The sequence below is a fragment of the Paenibacillus larvae subsp. larvae genome, assembly GCF_002003265.1.
Classification (GTDB): Bacteria; Bacillota; Bacilli; order Paenibacillales; family NBRC-103111; genus Paenibacillus_H; species Paenibacillus_H larvae.
The window spans coordinates 1,708,986-1,725,275 of record NZ_CP019687.1 but is presented as its reverse complement, the minus strand read 5'-3'; the positions used below and the strand labels follow the sequence as shown (position 1 = coordinate 1,725,275).

Below are 16,290 nucleotides of genomic sequence, written 5' to 3'. Positions count from 1 at the left end.
GGTATAGTTTATTATAGAAAGCGTAAGGACGGAATAACTTTACATTTTAATAAAGGTGGTGATGGATATGACAAATAAAAAAGCGATAGGCTTAGCCGTAAAAAAAGCTCGTAAAAATAAAGGACTAACACAGGCTCAAGTTGCTACTAAATCAGGGTTGTCGAGAACGTAAATTTGTGACGTTGAAAACGGAAGATACTGTCCGAGTGTTGATTCGCTTCTTAAAATCGCCGGTGCACTTGGAGTAACGGCTGACTACGTTCTTGGAAGTTTGTAGGACCACTGACTTCGTAGAAGTGAATGCACTTTTGGCATCAGGCGACTGGAAGATAGCTCATGAAAGGATTACAGAGTATGGTGAGCTCGAATTTATACTTTACAAAATGCAATAAAACAATCCTGAAAGGAGTGTCGAAATGAGTCAATTAATCCCAACACATTCAAATGAAAATGGTAACTTACTTGTAAGTGGTCGTGATTTACATGAATTTTTAGAAGTTGGTACTCGATACAACGACTGGTTTAAAAGAATGGTGGAATATGGATTTGTTGAGAATGTGGACTACATTGAAGTTACTCAAAAAAGAGTAACATCGCACGGTCGGGAACATGACATGGTTGACCACCACATCAAAATCGAAATGGCAAAAGAAATCTCCATGATTCAACGGAATGACAAAGGTAAGCAGGCAAGGCAATACTTTTTAGACCTTGAACGGAAGTGGAACAGCCCGGAAATGGTCATCAAACGAGCCCATGAATATCTTGAACAGAAAGTAGCCGCTCTAACAACAGATAAGTTTGTTCTAACCCAACAGGTAAATGAATTACAACCGAAAGCATCCTATTATGACATGGTGCTTCAGAACAAATCGCTGTTGTCCGTTTCCAAGATCGCCAAAGACTACGGAATGAGTGCTATAGCTTTCAATCAAAAGCTACATGAATTAAAAGTGCAGTATAAGCAAGGAGACATCTGGCTGCTCTACGCGAAGTACCAAGACAAAGGATATACACAAACCACCACTCACGTAATCGACGCAGAGAAGTCGAAAGTAAATACGAAATGGACTCAAAAAGGAAGACTCTTTATCTATGATTTGCTTAAGAAAGAGGGAATCCTTCCGGTCATCGAAAGGGAGTCTGACCGCAGTAGAAAAAGCAATCGCCGATATGGTAGCGGCTCAAGTAGCAGAAGCGGAAAAACGCATCCTGGAACGATTGTCTATTCCAGAAGATAAAACTCTAACATTTAACGAAGCTTGCGAACATCTACGGATATCCGACTATACTCTACGCCAATTGTGCAGAGAAAAACGCATCCCGCATAGAGTTATCGGTTCGGAAGGCAGTAGGAAGCCAAAGTATTTGTTTAGCACGGTTAGTTTGGATAGGTGGGCCAAAGAAGAAGAGAAACGGAATTATCGTTTATAAAAGGAGCTGAAGGAAATGAATCAAGGTAACAAGGCAATGAACATTACGAAAGTGTTAGACGACTACATTGGATCTGAGGTTTCGAAGACGGGAAGTAGAGAGGAGCAAAAACAACTAATGTGTAAGTTGCTTCTTGAAGAGTTGAAGAACGCAAGTGCAGAAGAACTGCTTCCGTTTTTTAGGGGCTTGGATCTAAAAAAATGGGAACGACAAGTTGTGGTAACCCTATCGTTCCCAGTGGATATTACTTGGTCAACCTTCCTTGATGTAACTTAATCCTTTTGTTGTGAGTTCATATCGAATGGGTTTGGCAATAGCTAAAAATACGTCGTCCTCATCAGGATCAAAATCATCAGTGGTGATATATCCCTCATCTTCAAGATGTCGAATTGCTTCGGAAAAGTACATCCAGTCATCTCCATTTTTACACTGGTGCCAAGTTTCGGAATTACCGTGTTTGTTGTAATTCTCAAATGCTTTCTCCAATAATTCGATTTTGAATTTGTTCATGGAGCTCTCCTCCTTCCTTCTAGTTAATTGGTAAGTATGGACAACTACCAATATTCTACAGGAGAGGTCAAAAATCCTACCAAAAAGGAGCAGAAGGAAATGAATGAAAAAACCAAGCCGAACAGCAAGTTTGAAATAGGCGATTTCGCCATGCTACAGGGAGGACAAAAAATTGTAGAAATAGTAAACAAGACGTTTCCGGAAAACTATGGAAAGTGGAGATATGACATCTGCTACCTAGACATTGACAAGGTAAAAAATACGGTATCTGGCAATAGGAGAATACACTTGTGCGAAGAAGAACATCTCGAAACTGTGACTGATCCCCACCTGTTACTTCTAATAAAGAAATATGAGTTTGAAAGCAAAATACAGCATATCAAAGCTGAGCTAAATTGTTTAGAAACGGGTGTAGAAAAAATTGAATATGCCCTTGATATCATTACGCCAAAATCAGAGGAGAGAGCAAGAAAATGAATGAAATAGAATCTATAAAAAGACATCTCGAACAACTCAAGTCACAGCTTACTAAAATCAACAGTTATCACGGATGGCTCTATGTGTGGACTCAAGATAAAACGATGGTTTTTATGGATTTCGCCCTAGACAGTGAACTACGGGCGCTAATAAAAAGGAAACTCGAAGACAGCATAAAATTTTGTGAAGAACGGCTGAAGGAGCATGAAAATGAATAAATCAGCATCTGTAAAAAACGACTTGAACGTCTCAAGTGGCTCGATGAAGCGAATGCCTATAGTGAAGCTTTATGCAAAGTATACAAGCATTAATAGATTGTAATTTAGGTCTAGAACCAAAAGGGAGGATATGTTCAATGAAAGAAACTGGAATTGTAAGAAAAGTTGATGAATTAGGACGGTTAGTAATCCCGAAAGAACTTCGCGACACCCTGGATATAAGTGAAGGAGAGCCGCTTGATATCTTTGTCGATGAGAATAAAGTAATCCTTCACAAGTATAACCCCGGTTGCACGATTTGCAGATCAATAGAGGATCTTATTCGTGGTCCCCAAGGAAAGCCGGTTTGTCGTAGTTGTTTGGAAGAATGATTTAAAAATTGAAATAGGAGGTGAGAAACATGTTTACCGAACAAGCTAAGCAGATTGTTGAACATCAGATTGAGTTACTTGCACAAACGAACGAATCGTTGAAGGACAACCCTGAGCAATTAAGGAAAAATGCAGAAACGATCATTGCACTGATCAATTTCAGGCTACCAATTGATAGGAAGTTTGATCTTTGATTTAAAAAACGGAAAGGAAACTAATCACATGAATCAATTACAAGTGTTTAACTTCACTGGGAAAGATGTTCGGGTGGTTGTGAAAGACGGGCATCCGTGGTGGGTTGCAAAGGATGTATCAGAACTTTTAGGCTTTCGCATGGCAAGCGATTTTACAAGGACTTTGGATGATGATGAAAAGGATACGCAGATTGTACGTACCCCCGGAGGAAATCAAGAAGTAACCATTATCAATGAATCTGGTCTGTATAGTGCAATACTCAAAAGCCGCAAACCCGAAGCCAAGCAATTTAAGCGTTGGGTTACACACGAAGTGCTGCCGGCTATTCGCAAAACAGGCATGTATGCGACTGACGAACTCTTAGATGATCCAGAATTGCTCATACAAGCGGTGACAAAGCTAAAAGAAGAACGTGAAGTAAGGCGGCAGCTTGAAGCCCAAGTGAAATCAGATAGACCCAAGGTATTGTTTGCTGATTCTGTAACAGCCAGTCCAACATCCATACTGGTAGGCGAGCTGGCAAAGATGTTGAAACAAAACGGCTTCGATATAGGAGAAAAAAGGCTCTTTGAATGGATGCGCAAACAGGGCTATTTAATTAAACGAAAAGGAACGGACCGCAACATACCGACACAACGGGCAATGGAAATGGGACTGTTTGAGATCAAGGAAACCGCAGTCACTCACAGTGACGGACATGTCGCCATTAATAAAACATCTAAAGTAACAGGCAAAGGACAGGTTTATTTCATTAATAAGTTTAAGGAAGGGGCTACAGCATGAAAGCAATTCAAGAAATCATTCACCCACGTAACAAGTTAGAAGATGTATCAGATTTCTTTCGCGCAATCGAGGATGTATGTATTGGTTTAGAAGCCGAATCTTTTGATCACGTGGAAGCTACAGTGTGCATTTTAAAAATTGTAGAACATTTTTACAGCAAGAAGGCCGCCAAAGAAATGACGACCAATCTCGCAATTCATTTAGATTCTTATGAAGCGTTACCTAGCATTGAGGTTCTAGCTCAGACACTAAAAGAACAATTTGAGCATTCTTGTGCAACAGGTGGTACAAGAAATCGACGTTAGCCTGCAATACAAAAAAACAGGAAAGGAACATCAAAATGAAACAATTACAAGAACAAAGAGTCAGGGAAATTGTGCAGGAGGAATCGGAGAAAAGAGAGGCTACCTCTGTAACGTTAACCCCAAAAATTACAATGTCTCTTGATGCTTCAATAGAAAAGATTATCGAAAAAATCCTTGCTAAATTTGAGGAAGCTAAAGAAGAAGCAGAAAGGAGCTATACATGAGTTCATTACAAGTGATCATCCATAACAATCAACGTGTACTCACTACAGCCCAATTATCAGAATCCTTCGGAACTGAAACCAAGATTATCAGCAAGAACTTTGAACGAAATGAAGAGCGCTATACAGAAGGGAAACACTATTATATTTTACAAGGCCAAGAACTCAAGAATTTTAAAGCCACTCGTCAAATTGACGACAACCTTAAATTTGCACCTATTCTCTACCTTTGGACAGAAAAGGGTGCATGGATGCATGCTAAGTCGCTTAATACAGATCGGGCTTGGGAAGCCTACGAAATGTTAGTAGACGAATATTACCGTATCAAGGATGTACCGACTCTTTCCGCAAATGAAGCGATTGCCATCGCTTTGCAACAGACCGCCGAAATGATGAATAAGCTTCCGGAAATTGAGTTCAAGATTGAAAACGTTGAACGTAAGTTAGATACCCAGATCACCCTGGACTCTGGTCAACAATACCGGTTGCAAAAGGCAGTCAGGAAAAAGGTATATAGCATTGAACCGGATAAAGAAGCGCGGAAACCTCTGTTTAGAGAATTGAATGGTGAAATCAGGGATCGTTGGCAAGCGCCCAGCGTTAGGGACGTTCTGAAGAAAGATTATTCTGCTGTAATCCGGTATGTGGAAGCATGGGTACCAAAGAAAGGAGAAATTGCATGAATACATTAAAAAGGCTTGTGGAAAAGAAGCCTGAAATGTCTTATCCGTATATAGTGGGCCGCATTAAGAACATCGTTGAATTACCAATATGCGACGAAACGAAGGTCACCGTAATAAAGGAGTTATTATTCACTTTTGAACGAGAGCTAGACGGGAGGGCTTCACTTGAAGGCGAAAAGCATTGTGCTAATAACCGGGGATGAATATACAGATGTTGAAATAAGGCCGGTTCAGGAGGGAATCTTGCCCAAAGAAATGGATGCCATGATCGCCTTATCATTGGGCAAGAAAACGGTCTACATCAATGCGGCTATGGTCGTTTCACTTCAGTTAGAACCTGAATTATCAGTTTTGTGATTGTTTGAAAGAATCATTTGAAAGGAGGAGATAAAGTTGAAAGTTTGGCTGATTAGATTGGAATCCCTCACAGGGGGCGGCGATAGGGTTGTATCGTATGGCACTAAAGAGGAGGTACTTAATGACTTAAGGGAATGGTACCTCTCTTATAGTAGAAGACACGCCAGAAGCTCTACCACGTTCTCCGCGAGCTCGGGAAGGATTAAGGGTGTATACGAAGTTAACCTTGAGCTAAAAACTATTGAGGAGTATGCACATGGTCTGGAAAATATGAGACTGACTCTAAAAAAGAAAGGTTAAAAGGGGCATGAAACGATTAAGCTGGTTGAAAGCACGAAAATTGAAAAAATTGGGATACTTCAAACTTCCCAAAACAGGTTATCCATGGATAGGCACATCGTATACTTGGGCAAGAATTTGGGATGATGGGAAAGTGATGCCGTATTCGGATGAGTATCTAGCAACTACATCCATCTACCAAATAGCTTTTAATAATTTAGATGCAACCAAAGATAACGAGACACCCGCAAAGCAAAGTCCTAATGAGAGAGAGGAGAAAGACCAAATGAATCTAGCCACTATGCTTGTGAAAAAAACGGGATTAAAATCAGGTCCAGCCTATGCAAGCGATATCATGAAAGGCTATGAAGTACGAAGTAAGGCAGCTGATTTCCGAGCCCAGGAAACCATCCGGGAAACCACCCAGCGCATTCTTGACGAAACAAGGGGACCAGCATGAGAAAAAGGGTAGAAAGGTTAGCAAGAAAATTGGATACATTGATTCCGGTCGAGACAGAGGACATCGTTATCATATGTATTGGTACAGATCGCTCAACAGGCGACAGCTTTGGTCCATTAGTGGGAAGCTATTTAAGAAAACGTGGGATGAAACAAGTAATAGGGACATTGAAAGATCCTGTACATGCTATGAATCTTACGGAAGCTATAGAGTCAACAAAGGGGAAGTTCATCATTGCGGTTGATGCCTGCCTGGGTAGGGAATCTAGTGTAGGGGAAATTCAGACCGCGGCCGGACCTTTACAGCCGGGAGCAGGAGTAGACAAAAAACTGCCGCCAGTAGGAGATATACACATCAAAGGAATCGTGAATATCGGTGGTTACATGGAATATTTGGTTTTACAATGCACAAGATTAGCGCTCGTTGACGAGATGGCGAGGATTACCGGAAAAGCATTATTCAAGGTGATGAAGTCTCGCAGATATCAAGAGAACGTAAAGAGACTCGTTGCCGCGGCTGCTGAGAGCATTACTGAAAAAAGGACAATTGTTGGTAGCACAACAATTGCCAAATAAAAAAAACAAAATTCACCGAAATCATAGCATAAATCCAGAAAAAATCAAGAACTGGAGGATTCATATAGGATGCATATTAAAAAAATTGAAATCAAGAACTGGCTCGGAATTAAAGAACTGCTTTTCAGTCCGGGCAAGATGAATAAGGTATCGGGTGATTCTGGCACTGGAAAGACAAGTTTCATAGAAGCTCTTGAAAAGATATTCACGAATAAGAACCGCCGGACAGAAGTCATTCGACACGATGCGGGCGAGGCGGAATTGTTTGTCGAACTTGACGATGGATTACAGACAACCAGAAAAATACGGTCCGAGAAAGCCGACTATCTCAAGGTTAAACATGAATCTAAAGCAGTCAGTAGTACCGAGGCATTCCTTCGCAAATTGATTAACGGAGACATTTTCAGACCAATTGAGTTTGTGCAAAAGAATGCCAAAGAGCAAACAGAAATCATCCTCAATATGCTCCAAATTGACTGGACCGTAGACGATATCAAAGCCTGGTTTGGCGAGGTGCCCGAGGCGGACTATCAGCTACATATTCTTCAGATTCTCAAACAAATTGAAACGGGCTACTATGCGGAACGGGAATCGATCAACCGTGAAATTAATTTGCTTCGGGCAAATATTGAGGGAATCAAACGTGACCTTCCTTCTAACTACGATGGGGAAGAATGGCGCGAAGTAAACTTGCAGGAGCTTTATAAGAAGCTATCAGATGCGGAAGAGTCCAACAAACGACTAGAAGAGGCGCAGACACTCATTGACGGTTTATCCTTGCGTATTGACGATATCAAGCGTCGTATGGCGAATGCATCTGAAGAAAAGCGTCTGGACTACAGCCGGCAGCGCGACATGCTGAAATCATCCATAACACGCTTGGAGGATCATATTCAGCGGGAGCAGGCCCATGTAGATGATGCAGACCAAAGAGTGATGGAAGTATCGGCGCGGCTTGATCATGAACTTGAACAAGCGATCGAGAGATTGAAACTTCAGTACCAAGCAAAAAAGCAGGCGGCACGCGAAGAAATTCAAATGGCATCGGAACAATCCCGTGTTTTCATTGCGGAATACAAGGAACAGATTGCTGAAAAACGGGCTACGTTGGGAAGCCTCGATGAACATGAACGAAAGGATTTAGAGAAGATCACAGACCAAGAAGCGAACCTGATTGCCTCAGAACAAGCGAAAACAGGCAATGCTCAGGAAGTTGTCGCAAATACGGTATGGGTCGATACCGCGCCTTTGAAGGAGGCTGCTGACCATGCGGCGAGCATGAAAGAATACCTTCGTGAGTGGGAACGGATGAACGACATCATACGTGAAAAATTGACACCGAAAGAAGAACGAAGTGTAGAACTGACTTCCAAGATCAAAAGAGCCCGCGAACTCCCTAAGGAACTGCTCAAGACTGCCGCACTGCCGGTTGATGGTTTGTCTGTAGATGAGCAGGGACGGATCCGAATCCATGATACGTTGATTGATGGCTTGTCTGAAGGGGAATCCTTGGAGTTTGCTTTTAAACTCGCAAAAGCCCAAGCAGGACCGTTAAAAGTTATATGCGTCGACGGGTGGCAGAACCTTGGCAGCAAACAAAGGGACATTATTGAGGTGGCCAAAACAGACGACTATCAATATTTCGTTTTAGAAACAGTAGATGGTCAGGACTTGAACATTGAAATTGTGGAGGGTTAAGGGATGGAATTAATCACACATGAAAACATGATGCAACGTAGGGAGTCTGGACCTCCAGCAGAAGCCTTAGTTTCACGACAGGCACAAGAAGTACAGGCGGCGGTCTTTATGGCAAAGAAATTCCCACGTGATGAATACATGGCATACGACAGACTGATGAAATCCTGTGAACGGGTTTCATTGGCAGAAAGTGCGTTGTACGAATATCCAAGGGGCGGCCAGAAAATATCTGGCCCATCCATCCGGCTTGCTGAAGCCATTGCGCAAGCTTGGGGGAACATGGATTTTGGTGTCATTGAATTGGAGCAACGAAATGGCTCATCCAGCATGATGGCGTATGCCTGGGATCTTGAAAATAATACAAGGCAGACCAAGATTTTCACGGTCAAACATGAGCGAAAAGCCAGGGGGAAGCTGGATGCACTACATGACCCCCGCGATATTTACGAGATGACGGCCAACCAAGGGGCTCGTAGAGTCCGTTCATGCATCCTCGCAGTGATTCCGGGTGATGTGGTAGAGGCAGCCGTTGAGAAGTGCAAACAAACGCTTAAGAACGGATACAAAGAACCGCTGGAGGATAGAATTCGGAAGATGATCAGCGCGTTCCGGGAAGAATTTCAAGTCAGCAAAGAGATGATAGAACAATTTATTGGTTGTGCAGTAGAAGCTTTCACTGATAACGATTTTGTACGGCTACGGAGCGTGTATAAATCTCTCCGCGATCATATGGCCAAACGGGAAGACTATTTCGATATTCCAAAGCCAAAGAGCGAAACGGATTCCCCTTTGAATCGGGAGGAAGAGAATGAAGCTAACCAAGAGTAATTACTTTAGCCTCGAAGCCAACCGTCACTATATGTCTGTAAGCCAATTCAAGAGTTTCCTGCCCGCGTTTGGGGGCTGTGAAGCTCAGGCAATGGCTAAAATCAATGGGGAGTATGAACAAACCTCAAGAACGGCTTTTATGGAAGGACATTATGTACATGCCTGGAACGAGGGAACGTTGGATGAATTTAAGGCTAACAATCCAGACCTTTACAGCAGCAGGGGGGCGACAGCAGGGCAGTTAAAGTCCAACTTCCAGCACTGTAACAAAATGATCGAAGTGCTGGAGAATGATCCGCTTGTCACGAAGGCGCTGGCCGGGCAAAAAGAAGTCATCATGACCGCTGATTTGTTTGGCTTACCATGGAAAGTCATGCTAGATAGCTATCAACCAGAAGTGGGCATCTTTGCAGACCTAAAAACTCTCAAAGAGATAGCTGGAAAGTGGTGGAACAAAGAAGCGCAATGCTATGAAAACTTTCTCGATCACTATGGCTACACCGTTCAGATGGCCGTATATGCAGAGATCGAGAAACGCCATACTGGGCGTAAGCAATGGCTTATCCCACATATGGTCATTGTGAACAAACAGGACCCACCAGACCATGAAATCATCTATTTTGACTACGACGTAATAGAAGCAAGTCTGCAAGTTGTACGAAATAATATCGAAAGAGTCAAGGAAGTAAAGGCAGGTCTGACCGAACCTGTCCGGTGTGAGAAGTGCGATTACTGCAGGTCTACAAAAGTAATTAAACAGATCAAGCATTTTGCGGAACTCAGTCTGTATTAAGGAGTTGGTGATACGATGAGCCTACCTTTCAGACCTTACCCAAAATCGGAACAAGTAAAAAGTAAACGAGTAAAATTTACGCAAAAACAGATGGGGGATATTAGCCCATCTGTGGACGCGAAACTAAAAGAACGCAGCCAAGGTGTTTGTGAATGCTGCGGTGCAGCAAGAGCTACAGACCGTGCTCATATTACAAGCAGAGGAAAGCTAACTCATAAAACGAAAGTGACAGATCTCCTACACCTGTGCCGGGATTGTCACGCTTTTTTAGACGGGACACCCGAAGGTGAACGGTCGAAGAGAGTAATAAAAGCTTGTATAGAGGCTGTAATAAAGGATTTGACATGACCGAAAGAAAGCATTTTGTGAAGCAGAGTAAAAGAGGAGGAATTAAAAATGGCTTGGATAGAGAGTCACCAGGAGCTTGCTAGACATCCAAAGACAAAAAGGTTTGCGAGATTGCTGGGGGTTTCGCTACCGGCAGCAGTAGGCCATCTTCACTTCTTCTGGTGGTGGGCAATGGATTATGCCCAAGATGGCAGTCTATCCAAGTACGAAGCTGAAGATATCGCAGACGCTTGCGAATGGGATGGAGATTCCGAAACGCTCATGAAGGCATTGCATCATGCTGGTTTTGTGGATAGTGACATGACCATACATGACTGGTCAGAGTACGCGGGACGGCTCATTGAAAAGCGCGAGCAAAACAAGGAACGCAAACGGAAGTCACGTGCCAAGAAGAATGAAGAGCAAGAGACTCAAGGTACAGATCACGAAGATGTCACGCGCCCGTCACACGGACAAACGGAACCGTCACGTGAACAAGTAAGTGACGACTCCGTGAGTCACAGGGCTACCGAACCTAACCTAACCATACCTAACCTAAAACATAGTGGTGGTGTTAATAAAGAGCGCGACGAGCCTTTTGGGAAGGCCTATGAATCCGTGGAGAAATATTTTGGCGTTGCTGTCAATCCTGTACAGCTTAGCAAGCTTGAAAACCTCGTCAAGATGGGCATAGAACCGGAAGTGGTGGAACAGGCTGCCGTGCTAACCAGAGAGGTGGGAAAGGATATCCGGTACTTCTGGGGGATTCTTGAGAATTGTTCGCAGCGCGGGATTTTGACTTATGCCGCATTCGCAGAGGATCAAGCGCGCAGAAGGGAGGGACAGCATGCAAAGTCTAAGGGAAGCCCTGGCGGGATTCGACCTGGAAAAAATAAAGCAGCGAGCGGAGGAGCTGAAAGTGAGTTCGCCTATCTCGCAAAAGCCGGTAGAAGCTAATTACGCCTGTCACAAGTGCAAAGACGAGTTCGGCTATTTTAAAAAATCCCCCAGATCGTGAACGGGGAGGAATGGCTCATGGACGTTTGGGTCACCTGCGATTGTGTCGAAAAGAGAAGACTGCAGCGACTGTTTCAAGCATCCGCCATAACAGACGAGTTTGCCAAGAAGACGTTTGATAACTTCGAGTTGGGCCAAGTACACGAGATTGTCCGGGAAGCCTACGCGGTAGCGTGTGAATACGTCAGGGACTTTGACAAGCTCCGGAATCAGAGGAGTAACAGCATTGCGTTGCTGGGTCGCCCAGGGGCTGGGAAGACACACCTGCTTATGGCAGTGGCAAATAACCTCCTAGCGAGAGGAATCGGAGTGGTCTACTTTCCCTACGTTGAGGGATTTAACGAGCTTAGAAAAGACTTGGACCAGTTAGACGAGCGTGTGAGGAGGCTGCAACAGGCAGAAGTGCTTTTCATAGACGACCTGTTCAAGGGCCGTAGCGAGCCAACCGAATGGCAGAAAGAATAGCTCTTCGCCATGATCAATTACCGGAACCTCCAGAAATTGCCCATGCTGATCAGTTCCGAACGCAACTTTGCACAGATGGTGGAGATTGACGAAGCGATTGGCAGCAGACTCCGCGATATGGCCCGCGGGATGACGGTGACCATTATCGGCAATAAAGATTTAAATTACCGGATGAGGGAGGGCTGACATGAACGGGCAGATCGATGACTACGAACTCTTTGACAAAGACTTTGAGGAATTTTTACGCCGCGGCATAGAGCAGTACCAGGCAGACAAACAAGAGCTGGAAGAGGAGTAAACCACCATGAACAAAATAATCATTTGCGAGGATATAGATTTCATGTGGACTTTGACGGACATAAAACGCATTAAACAGATGTGGGAACAGGGAATGAGTGTAGATGACATGTCCAAATCTGTATCTAGGGATCCGGACGAAGTTGCCATACTCATCATGGAGTTGTTTCGGCATGGAGAGATAAAAGACCGCCCAAGAGGAGCGAGGGGGAACTAGCATGAACAGATTGGTCTTGGAAGGTTTGGTGCCGAGCGTCAACCACATGTACCGGAATGCTTACAAAGGCAAAAGAGCGGTTAGGGTACTCAGTCAAGAAGCGCGGGAATGGTACGAAGAAACGGTCATTTTAGCTTCAGACTGGCGGAAGAAAAACGGATGGCAAACGGCAGGAGGTAAAGTCATTGTTCGCTTGTGGTTCTACTTTCCGGACAGAAGGAGACGGGATACACATAACGGACTTAAAATTCTTTTGGACGCTTTGGAGGATGCTAGATTTTACGATGATGACAAACATGCGTTACCACAGGTCATGGATTATGGCATCGACAGGGAGCGTCCAAGGGTCGAAATAGAGCTTGAAAGACATGAGTAGGTATAAATGGTAATCCAAGAAGGAAAACCCCGCAGAAAGGACGATATATGCATTAAAACGCATGCCCGGAAGATGCTCGGAATGTGCAGGATGGAAATTCAAGCTCCGGTATGAAAATAGCGAGTTAATCCGGTTATGTACCGGTTGTGGTTCCAAGGTAAAAGTTTAGGCAAAAAAGGAGTGATCAACAATGAAATCTTTTGAATCTATTTACAAGGCAGTTAGATTTATCAAGTCGGAATTACCAAATGTAGAAGAAACGGATCAACTGTATTTGATGATGAACACATACACTTCATCGCTGTATGTGACAGAAGATAAAGATGTATTAGAAAAAATCATTGAGCAAGATTGGTGTGACTGTGGATGTGATACAGAACCAGATAGTCACGTAGAAGATTATAAGATTTGGGCTTATGAGATAGCTGAAAATGCAAATAGATGGGAGAGACTGTATAGAAATTACAAGCCAACCCTCCTTTCGAAAAGACACATCAGGGGACAAAAAAACCCAGTCGGAGAAGTTATTGCAAGCTTTACGGTGTCAAGATGGTAGGGAGGGGATAGAACATGTACACCAAGGAAATAAAGCATTGGCGCTACGATATTCCCCAGATTGATGGGGAAGGATGGGGCACGTTTTTGCTTGATGAAACAGGGATGTTCGCTGCGGTAACTGATTATGGGAATTGTGCTTACAAATGGCCTCATAGTGGATGTGAAGACTTTCGCCATTTTTTTGCGCAAGAAAGGACAAATTGGGGATATTTCCTCCCTAAGTTGTTTTATGAGTTAAAGGAATATGATGGGGATGAAACTCTTCAACGGATAAAAGAATACATCATAAGTTGTCGGAGAGATGGGACTTTTACCAGAGAAAAAGCTAGACAAGAGTGGGATCTGTTGGAACGTCATGATTGGCTTTATGGTGATTTTGAATTTGCTTATTGGTATGATGAAACATCCATATCTGATGCGGAAGAGTTCTATATAAGAGGGTATCCGAGTTCTGCTCTAGCTTTTGTTAACAAGCTATTGCCAAGGCTTTCGAAAGCTATACGAGAAGAGTTAGCGAGGGAGGGGATAGAGTGAAAGGACTCCTGAACCAGATTATACACGCGGACTGTTTTGATATATTCCCGGAAATTCCAGACGGATCGGTAGATATGATTTTATGTGATTTACCTTATGAAACAACCCAAAACGAATGGGATGTGGGATTGCCACTTGACCTGCTATGGAGCCATTATAAACGAATCATTAAACAAAACGGGGCTATACTTCTAACAGCTCAGCCGCCTTTCGACAAAGTTTTAGGAATGAGCAATATTAATATGCTCCGGTACGAATGGATTTGGGTGAAAAACAATCCTACGGGCTTCTTGAATGCTAACAAAATGCCACTCAAATCCCATGAGAACATACTTGTTTTTTATAGGCGATTGCCGACATATAACCCACAGAAGACACAGGGGCATCCTCCCGTAAACCACTATAAAAAGCTTTCGAGTGACGGAAGTAATTACGGCAATACAAAAGTAGGAATAGAGGGTGGAGGACAAACGGATCGCTTTCCAACGGACGTTTTATACTTTCAACGAGATCAAAAACGTTTCCATCCAACACAAAAACCAGTAGCTTTATTTGAATACCTAATAAAAACATACACAAATGAAGGCGCTCTAGTAGTTGATAATTGTGCGGGAGTCGCAACAACAGCAGTGGCAGCTATAAAAAATAAACGGAATTTCATAGCAATCGAGAAAGAAGAAAAGTGGGTCAAGATCGGGAAGCAACGCCTTCAAAATGTGCAGTTAGTAATGAATTTATAAGTTTGAGGGAGGGGATAGAGCATGCAACAAACTATTGGGAGGAATAAAGGAGAGGGCACCAGCCTTCTCCCTACCAAAAGGAGTTGAAACCGGATGAATGTTTACAAAATCAATAATTTATATATTGCTGCCAAGGATGCAGATAGCGCGTTGGGTTGCTATATAGATGAGACAGACGGGATGAGTGATATTTTTTTAGGAAAAATGAAAGAAGGGGATGAGTATCAGGTTACGATCTCAATCAAGCGCTTGACATCTCAAGAAATAAGCACAAAGACGGTAGAGTGCTGCTGGTACGGTTGTGAAGAATGCGAAGATAAAGATGATCACATTTATTATTCGTATCAGGAATTAATAGATCAGGCGAAGGAATTTCCACGCATGCTTGCAAAGGAGGAATGAGACCGGATGTTCATAGCAAAAAAAAGAGTTTGACCGGTCTTTAGTCGGAAAAGCCGTTTATATCTCCGGACGGGATATTTTAGGATATGAATGGGACGCACTTGCTTTAGTAAAAAAAGTAAGTGAAGACACTATGACAGTAGTATTAGATACAACTGAGGTAGAAACTTTATCCATAGATGACTTCGAGCATGGGCTAAATATGGAAGTATGGGAAAGGGGTGCAGGGGATGAGTAAAGCAAGCAATATGCCAATTCCTACAAGTAAGTGCAGGTGTAACAATTGTGGGAAGCCATTCTATGAATTAGTCAATCACAAACTAAAACAATGTCCATGGTGTAATCAGGTATTCTCAGATCTAAATTTATTTCCCAATATGGAGGAAATTTCTGAAAAATACAATTTGGTAATAGATCCACAGAATGGTGTGCCGAGCATTATGGTGTTAGGGGGTACAGAGGATGAATCATGAGCCTGTTATCATTGCACTGGAGCTGCGCATAGAAGAACTCAAGAGAAAGTACAAAGATGAAAAAGCCCGTGCCGATGCAGCGGAGGGTGAACTAAAACGCCTCAAAGAAAAATTGGAAAAGTTGGTTCATGAGTACATTGGACCAGATGACAACAAATGAACTGTTCGTAAGAGATTACCGTATAAGGAGTGATGAATTTTTGCAGGATCTAATTCAAGAATATAAGGATACAAGAAAGTCACTTCTTTCGGCTCGAGAACAATCAGAGGATAAAGCAGAAAGATGCATAATCAGTGAGATGATATCAGACTGTGAGTTTGTAATTGAATGGCTGAAAAAGGGACGGAGACCTGGGAATATAAGAGGTATAGAACGCCGGGCAGCTTACCAGCGAGAAAAGTTAATAGATCCCTTAAAACTTCAAGCTTTTGCTTTTAAAAGCACAGCCGGCAGCGCTTCTAATTTATCTGATTGGGAAAAATATAAAATAGAGGATGCATTATCCATATTATCCCATAGAGAAAGGGAATGTTATGTGATGGCTCATGGAGAATGTTTTTCCTTTAGTGAAATTGCTGGATTCCTGGGCATAAGTAAAAGCAGCGTGGAGAAGTACGTGGAGCGTGCACAGAAGAAAATTTTTCATGATTTAAATAGCAGTTTATTCCTTGTAGGATAAAAGTGGTTGATTTTGTC

The 16,290-nt window shown here is 42.9% G+C and carries 32 protein-coding genes and 1 pseudogene; 32 read left to right on the top strand and 1 reads right to left on the bottom strand.

Annotation, left to right across the window (positions count from 1 at the left end; translation table 11 throughout):
- Positions 1 to 61 precede the first annotated feature (61 nt).
- From BXP28_RS24150 to BXP28_RS08950, 4 genes and pseudogenes are all read left to right on the top strand, one after another.
- Positions 62 to 277: pseudogene (locus BXP28_RS24150) on the top strand (helix-turn-helix domain-containing protein).
- 139 nt (positions 278 to 416) lie between these two features.
- Positions 417 to 1,241, top strand: coding sequence for a phage antirepressor KilAC domain-containing protein (locus tag BXP28_RS08960; protein WP_077585012.1), 825 nt, complete (start codon positions 417 to 419; stop codon positions 1,239 to 1,241).
- A complete protein-coding gene (locus BXP28_RS25055; protein WP_077585011.1) occupies positions 1,174 to 1,434 on the top strand; it encodes a helix-turn-helix domain-containing protein in 261 nt (86 codons plus the stop codon). Before BXP28_RS08960 ends, BXP28_RS25055 begins: the two co-directional genes overlap by 68 nt.
- Before the next feature lie 15 nt (positions 1,435 to 1,449).
- Positions 1,450 to 1,710, top strand: coding sequence for a hypothetical protein (locus BXP28_RS08950; protein ID WP_024093542.1), 261 nt, complete (start codon positions 1,450 to 1,452; stop codon positions 1,708 to 1,710).
- Here the strand turns inward: BXP28_RS08950 and BXP28_RS08945 are convergent.
- Positions 1,687 to 1,944, bottom strand: a complete 258-nt coding sequence (locus BXP28_RS08945) for a hypothetical protein (RefSeq protein WP_036656462.1) — start codon at positions 1,942 to 1,944, stop codon at positions 1,687 to 1,689. The genes BXP28_RS08950 and BXP28_RS08945 overlap by 24 nt on opposite strands.
- A 99-nt stretch (positions 1,945 to 2,043) precedes the next feature.
- Between BXP28_RS08945 and BXP28_RS08940 the strand changes: the two genes are divergently transcribed.
- From BXP28_RS08940 to BXP28_RS08820, 28 genes are all read left to right on the top strand, one after another.
- A complete protein-coding gene (locus BXP28_RS08940; protein WP_042118685.1) occupies positions 2,044 to 2,421 on the top strand; it encodes a hypothetical protein in 378 nt (125 codons plus the stop codon).
- On the top strand, positions 2,418 to 2,639 hold the full coding sequence (locus tag BXP28_RS08935) for a hypothetical protein (protein WP_036656465.1): 222 nt from the start codon (positions 2,418 to 2,420) through the stop codon (positions 2,637 to 2,639). Before BXP28_RS08940 ends, BXP28_RS08935 begins: the two co-directional genes overlap by 4 nt.
- Before the next feature lie 137 nt (positions 2,640 to 2,776).
- Positions 2,777 to 3,010, top strand: coding sequence for an AbrB/MazE/SpoVT family DNA-binding domain-containing protein (locus BXP28_RS08930; RefSeq protein ID WP_023485299.1), 234 nt, complete (start codon positions 2,777 to 2,779; stop codon positions 3,008 to 3,010).
- Positions 3,011 to 3,039: 29 nt separating this feature from the next.
- Complete coding sequence (locus tag BXP28_RS22660; RefSeq protein ID WP_155116273.1) at positions 3,040 to 3,204, top strand: hypothetical protein; 165 nt, start codon at positions 3,040 to 3,042, stop codon at positions 3,202 to 3,204.
- A gap of 28 nt (positions 3,205 to 3,232) precedes the next feature.
- The gene (locus BXP28_RS08925) at positions 3,233 to 3,988 is read left to right on the top strand and encodes a phage antirepressor (RefSeq protein WP_024093547.1); all 756 of its coding nucleotides are present in this window, start codon (positions 3,233 to 3,235) and stop codon (positions 3,986 to 3,988) included.
- Positions 3,985 to 4,293, top strand: a complete 309-nt coding sequence (locus BXP28_RS08920; RefSeq protein WP_023485301.1) for a hypothetical protein — start codon at positions 3,985 to 3,987, stop codon at positions 4,291 to 4,293. Before BXP28_RS08925 ends, BXP28_RS08920 begins: the two co-directional genes overlap by 4 nt.
- 35 nt (positions 4,294 to 4,328) lie before the next feature.
- Entirely contained in the window at positions 4,329 to 4,517 is a 189-nt protein-coding gene (locus BXP28_RS08915) for a hypothetical protein (RefSeq protein ID WP_024093548.1), read from the top strand.
- Positions 4,514 to 5,197, top strand: coding sequence for an ORF6N domain-containing protein (locus BXP28_RS08910; protein ID WP_036656467.1), 684 nt, complete (start codon positions 4,514 to 4,516; stop codon positions 5,195 to 5,197). The genes BXP28_RS08915 and BXP28_RS08910 overlap by 4 nt, the downstream gene beginning before the upstream one ends.
- Before the next feature lie 165 nt (positions 5,198 to 5,362).
- Entirely contained in the window at positions 5,363 to 5,554 is a 192-nt protein-coding gene (locus BXP28_RS08905; RefSeq protein WP_036656470.1) for a hypothetical protein, read from the top strand.
- A 36-nt stretch (positions 5,555 to 5,590) separates the two neighbouring features.
- The gene (locus BXP28_RS08900; protein ID WP_024093551.1) at positions 5,591 to 5,854 is read left to right on the top strand and encodes a hypothetical protein; all 264 of its coding nucleotides are present in this window, start codon (positions 5,591 to 5,593) and stop codon (positions 5,852 to 5,854) included.
- Between the two features lie 7 nt (positions 5,855 to 5,861).
- Positions 5,862 to 6,293 carry a hypothetical protein gene (locus BXP28_RS08895; RefSeq protein WP_023485303.1) on the top strand — a complete coding sequence of 144 codons (432 nt, stop codon included), beginning with the start codon at positions 5,862 to 5,864 and terminating at the stop codon, positions 6,291 to 6,293.
- Complete coding sequence (gene yyaC / locus BXP28_RS08890; protein WP_024093553.1) at positions 6,290 to 6,868, top strand: spore protease YyaC; 579 nt, start codon at positions 6,290 to 6,292, stop codon at positions 6,866 to 6,868. Before BXP28_RS08895 ends, yyaC begins: the two co-directional genes overlap by 4 nt.
- 69 nt (positions 6,869 to 6,937) lie before the next feature.
- Complete coding sequence (locus BXP28_RS08885) at positions 6,938 to 8,566, top strand: AAA family ATPase (RefSeq protein WP_023485305.1); 1,629 nt, start codon at positions 6,938 to 6,940, stop codon at positions 8,564 to 8,566.
- A 3-nt stretch (positions 8,567 to 8,569) separates the two neighbouring features.
- Positions 8,570 to 9,394, top strand: coding sequence for a hypothetical protein (locus BXP28_RS08880; protein ID WP_023485306.1), 825 nt, complete (start codon positions 8,570 to 8,572; stop codon positions 9,392 to 9,394).
- The gene (locus BXP28_RS08875; RefSeq protein ID WP_023485307.1) at positions 9,375 to 10,187 is read left to right on the top strand and encodes a PD-(D/E)XK nuclease-like domain-containing protein; all 813 of its coding nucleotides are present in this window, start codon (positions 9,375 to 9,377) and stop codon (positions 10,185 to 10,187) included. The genes BXP28_RS08880 and BXP28_RS08875 overlap by 20 nt, the downstream gene beginning before the upstream one ends.
- A gap of 15 nt (positions 10,188 to 10,202) precedes the next feature.
- Entirely contained in the window at positions 10,203 to 10,535 is a 333-nt protein-coding gene (locus BXP28_RS08870) for a hypothetical protein (protein ID WP_024093556.1), read from the top strand.
- 48 nt (positions 10,536 to 10,583) lie between these two features.
- Positions 10,584 to 11,471 carry a DnaD domain-containing protein gene (locus tag BXP28_RS08865; protein WP_024093557.1) on the top strand — a complete coding sequence of 296 codons (888 nt, stop codon included), beginning with the start codon at positions 10,584 to 10,586 and terminating at the stop codon, positions 11,469 to 11,471.
- 78 nt (positions 11,472 to 11,549) lie between these two features.
- Positions 11,550 to 11,996 carry an ATP-binding protein gene (locus BXP28_RS08860; protein WP_257125678.1) on the top strand — a complete coding sequence of 149 codons (447 nt, stop codon included), beginning with the start codon at positions 11,550 to 11,552 and terminating at the stop codon, positions 11,994 to 11,996.
- A gap of 9 nt (positions 11,997 to 12,005) precedes the next feature.
- Positions 12,006 to 12,182: a hypothetical protein gene (locus tag BXP28_RS24145; protein ID WP_023485474.1), complete on the top strand. Its 177-nt coding sequence runs from the start codon at positions 12,006 to 12,008 to the stop codon at positions 12,180 to 12,182.
- A gap of 118 nt (positions 12,183 to 12,300) precedes the next feature.
- Complete coding sequence (locus tag BXP28_RS08855) at positions 12,301 to 12,510, top strand: hypothetical protein (protein WP_036656473.1); 210 nt, start codon at positions 12,301 to 12,303, stop codon at positions 12,508 to 12,510.
- A 1-nt stretch (position 12,511) separates the two neighbouring features.
- Entirely contained in the window at positions 12,512 to 12,886 is a 375-nt protein-coding gene (locus BXP28_RS08850; RefSeq protein ID WP_036656474.1) for a RusA family crossover junction endodeoxyribonuclease, read from the top strand.
- Between the two features lie 61 nt (positions 12,887 to 12,947).
- Positions 12,948 to 13,055, top strand: a complete 108-nt coding sequence (locus BXP28_RS25755; RefSeq protein WP_472462630.1) for a DUF8096 family protein — start codon at positions 12,948 to 12,950, stop codon at positions 13,053 to 13,055.
- 21 nt (positions 13,056 to 13,076) lie between these two features.
- Positions 13,077 to 13,442 carry a hypothetical protein gene (locus BXP28_RS08845; protein ID WP_024093562.1) on the top strand — a complete coding sequence of 122 codons (366 nt, stop codon included), beginning with the start codon at positions 13,077 to 13,079 and terminating at the stop codon, positions 13,440 to 13,442.
- Positions 13,443 to 13,456: 14 nt separating this feature from the next.
- The gene (locus BXP28_RS08840; protein WP_023485190.1) at positions 13,457 to 13,978 is read left to right on the top strand and encodes a phiTE_072 family protein; all 522 of its coding nucleotides are present in this window, start codon (positions 13,457 to 13,459) and stop codon (positions 13,976 to 13,978) included.
- Between the two features lie 74 nt (positions 13,979 to 14,052).
- Positions 14,053 to 14,718: a DNA methyltransferase gene (locus tag BXP28_RS08835; RefSeq protein ID WP_077585242.1), complete on the top strand. Its 666-nt coding sequence runs from the start codon at positions 14,053 to 14,055 to the stop codon at positions 14,716 to 14,718.
- 93 nt (positions 14,719 to 14,811) lie between these two features.
- Positions 14,812 to 15,120 (top strand): hypothetical protein, encoded by a 309-nt coding sequence (locus BXP28_RS08830; protein WP_023485192.1) that lies wholly within the window; start codon positions 14,812 to 14,814, stop codon positions 15,118 to 15,120.
- Between the two features lie 462 nt (positions 15,121 to 15,582).
- Entirely contained in the window at positions 15,583 to 15,753 is a 171-nt protein-coding gene (locus BXP28_RS22650) for a hypothetical protein (protein ID WP_155116272.1), read from the top strand.
- Complete coding sequence (locus BXP28_RS08820; protein WP_077585010.1) at positions 15,740 to 16,273, top strand: sigma factor-like helix-turn-helix DNA-binding protein; 534 nt, start codon at positions 15,740 to 15,742, stop codon at positions 16,271 to 16,273. Before BXP28_RS22650 ends, BXP28_RS08820 begins: the two co-directional genes overlap by 14 nt.
- Positions 16,274 to 16,290: the final 17 nt, after the last annotated feature.

Coding starts and splice junctions, on each gene's coding strand:
- BXP28_RS08855 (WP_036656473.1), top strand. CDS start 12,301: ATGAACAAAATAATCATTTGCGAGGATATAGATTTCATGTGGACTTTG.
- BXP28_RS25755 (WP_472462630.1), top strand. CDS start 12,948: ATGCCCGGAAGATGCTCGGAATGTGCAGGATGGAAATTCAAGCTCCGG.
- BXP28_RS25055 (WP_077585011.1), top strand. CDS start 1,174: ATGGTAGCGGCTCAAGTAGCAGAAGCGGAAAAACGCATCCTGGAACGA.
- BXP28_RS08910 (WP_036656467.1), top strand. CDS start 4,514: ATGAGTTCATTACAAGTGATCATCCATAACAATCAACGTGTACTCACT.
- BXP28_RS22660 (WP_155116273.1), top strand. CDS start 3,040: ATGTTTACCGAACAAGCTAAGCAGATTGTTGAACATCAGATTGAGTTA.
- BXP28_RS08885 (WP_023485305.1), top strand. CDS start 6,938: ATGCATATTAAAAAAATTGAAATCAAGAACTGGCTCGGAATTAAAGAA.
- BXP28_RS08870 (WP_024093556.1), top strand. CDS start 10,203: ATGAGCCTACCTTTCAGACCTTACCCAAAATCGGAACAAGTAAAAAGT.
- BXP28_RS08840 (WP_023485190.1), top strand. CDS start 13,457: ATGTACACCAAGGAAATAAAGCATTGGCGCTACGATATTCCCCAGATT.
- BXP28_RS08830 (WP_023485192.1), top strand. CDS start 14,812: ATGAATGTTTACAAAATCAATAATTTATATATTGCTGCCAAGGATGCA.
- BXP28_RS08895 (WP_023485303.1), top strand. CDS start 5,862: ATGAAACGATTAAGCTGGTTGAAAGCACGAAAATTGAAAAAATTGGGA.
- BXP28_RS08835 (WP_077585242.1), top strand. CDS start 14,053: ATGATTTTATGTGATTTACCTTATGAAACAACCCAAAACGAATGGGAT.
- BXP28_RS08915 (WP_024093548.1), top strand. CDS start 4,329: ATGAAACAATTACAAGAACAAAGAGTCAGGGAAATTGTGCAGGAGGAA.
- BXP28_RS08940 (WP_042118685.1), top strand. CDS start 2,044: ATGAATGAAAAAACCAAGCCGAACAGCAAGTTTGAAATAGGCGATTTC.
- BXP28_RS08880 (WP_023485306.1), top strand. CDS start 8,570: ATGGAATTAATCACACATGAAAACATGATGCAACGTAGGGAGTCTGGA.
- BXP28_RS08935 (WP_036656465.1), top strand. CDS start 2,418: ATGAATGAAATAGAATCTATAAAAAGACATCTCGAACAACTCAAGTCA.
- BXP28_RS08950 (WP_024093542.1), top strand. CDS start 1,450: ATGAATCAAGGTAACAAGGCAATGAACATTACGAAAGTGTTAGACGAC.
- BXP28_RS24145 (WP_023485474.1), top strand. CDS start 12,006: ATGATCAATTACCGGAACCTCCAGAAATTGCCCATGCTGATCAGTTCC.
- BXP28_RS08960 (WP_077585012.1), top strand. CDS start 417: ATGAGTCAATTAATCCCAACACATTCAAATGAAAATGGTAACTTACTT.
- BXP28_RS08845 (WP_024093562.1), top strand. CDS start 13,077: ATGAAATCTTTTGAATCTATTTACAAGGCAGTTAGATTTATCAAGTCG.
- BXP28_RS08860 (WP_257125678.1), top strand. CDS start 11,550: ATGGACGTTTGGGTCACCTGCGATTGTGTCGAAAAGAGAAGACTGCAG.
- BXP28_RS08850 (WP_036656474.1), top strand. CDS start 12,512: ATGAACAGATTGGTCTTGGAAGGTTTGGTGCCGAGCGTCAACCACATG.
- BXP28_RS08865 (WP_024093557.1), top strand. CDS start 10,584: ATGGCTTGGATAGAGAGTCACCAGGAGCTTGCTAGACATCCAAAGACA.
- BXP28_RS08875 (WP_023485307.1), top strand. CDS start 9,375: ATGAAGCTAACCAAGAGTAATTACTTTAGCCTCGAAGCCAACCGTCAC.
- BXP28_RS08930 (WP_023485299.1), top strand. CDS start 2,777: ATGAAAGAAACTGGAATTGTAAGAAAAGTTGATGAATTAGGACGGTTA.
- BXP28_RS08925 (WP_024093547.1), top strand. CDS start 3,233: ATGAATCAATTACAAGTGTTTAACTTCACTGGGAAAGATGTTCGGGTG.
- BXP28_RS08820 (WP_077585010.1), top strand. CDS start 15,740: ATGACAACAAATGAACTGTTCGTAAGAGATTACCGTATAAGGAGTGAT.
- BXP28_RS08920 (WP_023485301.1), top strand. CDS start 3,985: ATGAAAGCAATTCAAGAAATCATTCACCCACGTAACAAGTTAGAAGAT.
- BXP28_RS22650 (WP_155116272.1), top strand. CDS start 15,583: ATGAATCATGAGCCTGTTATCATTGCACTGGAGCTGCGCATAGAAGAA.
- BXP28_RS08945 (WP_036656462.1), bottom strand. CDS start 1,944: ATGAACAAATTCAAAATCGAATTATTGGAGAAAGCATTTGAGAATTAC.
- yyaC (WP_024093553.1), top strand. CDS start 6,290: ATGAGAAAAAGGGTAGAAAGGTTAGCAAGAAAATTGGATACATTGATT.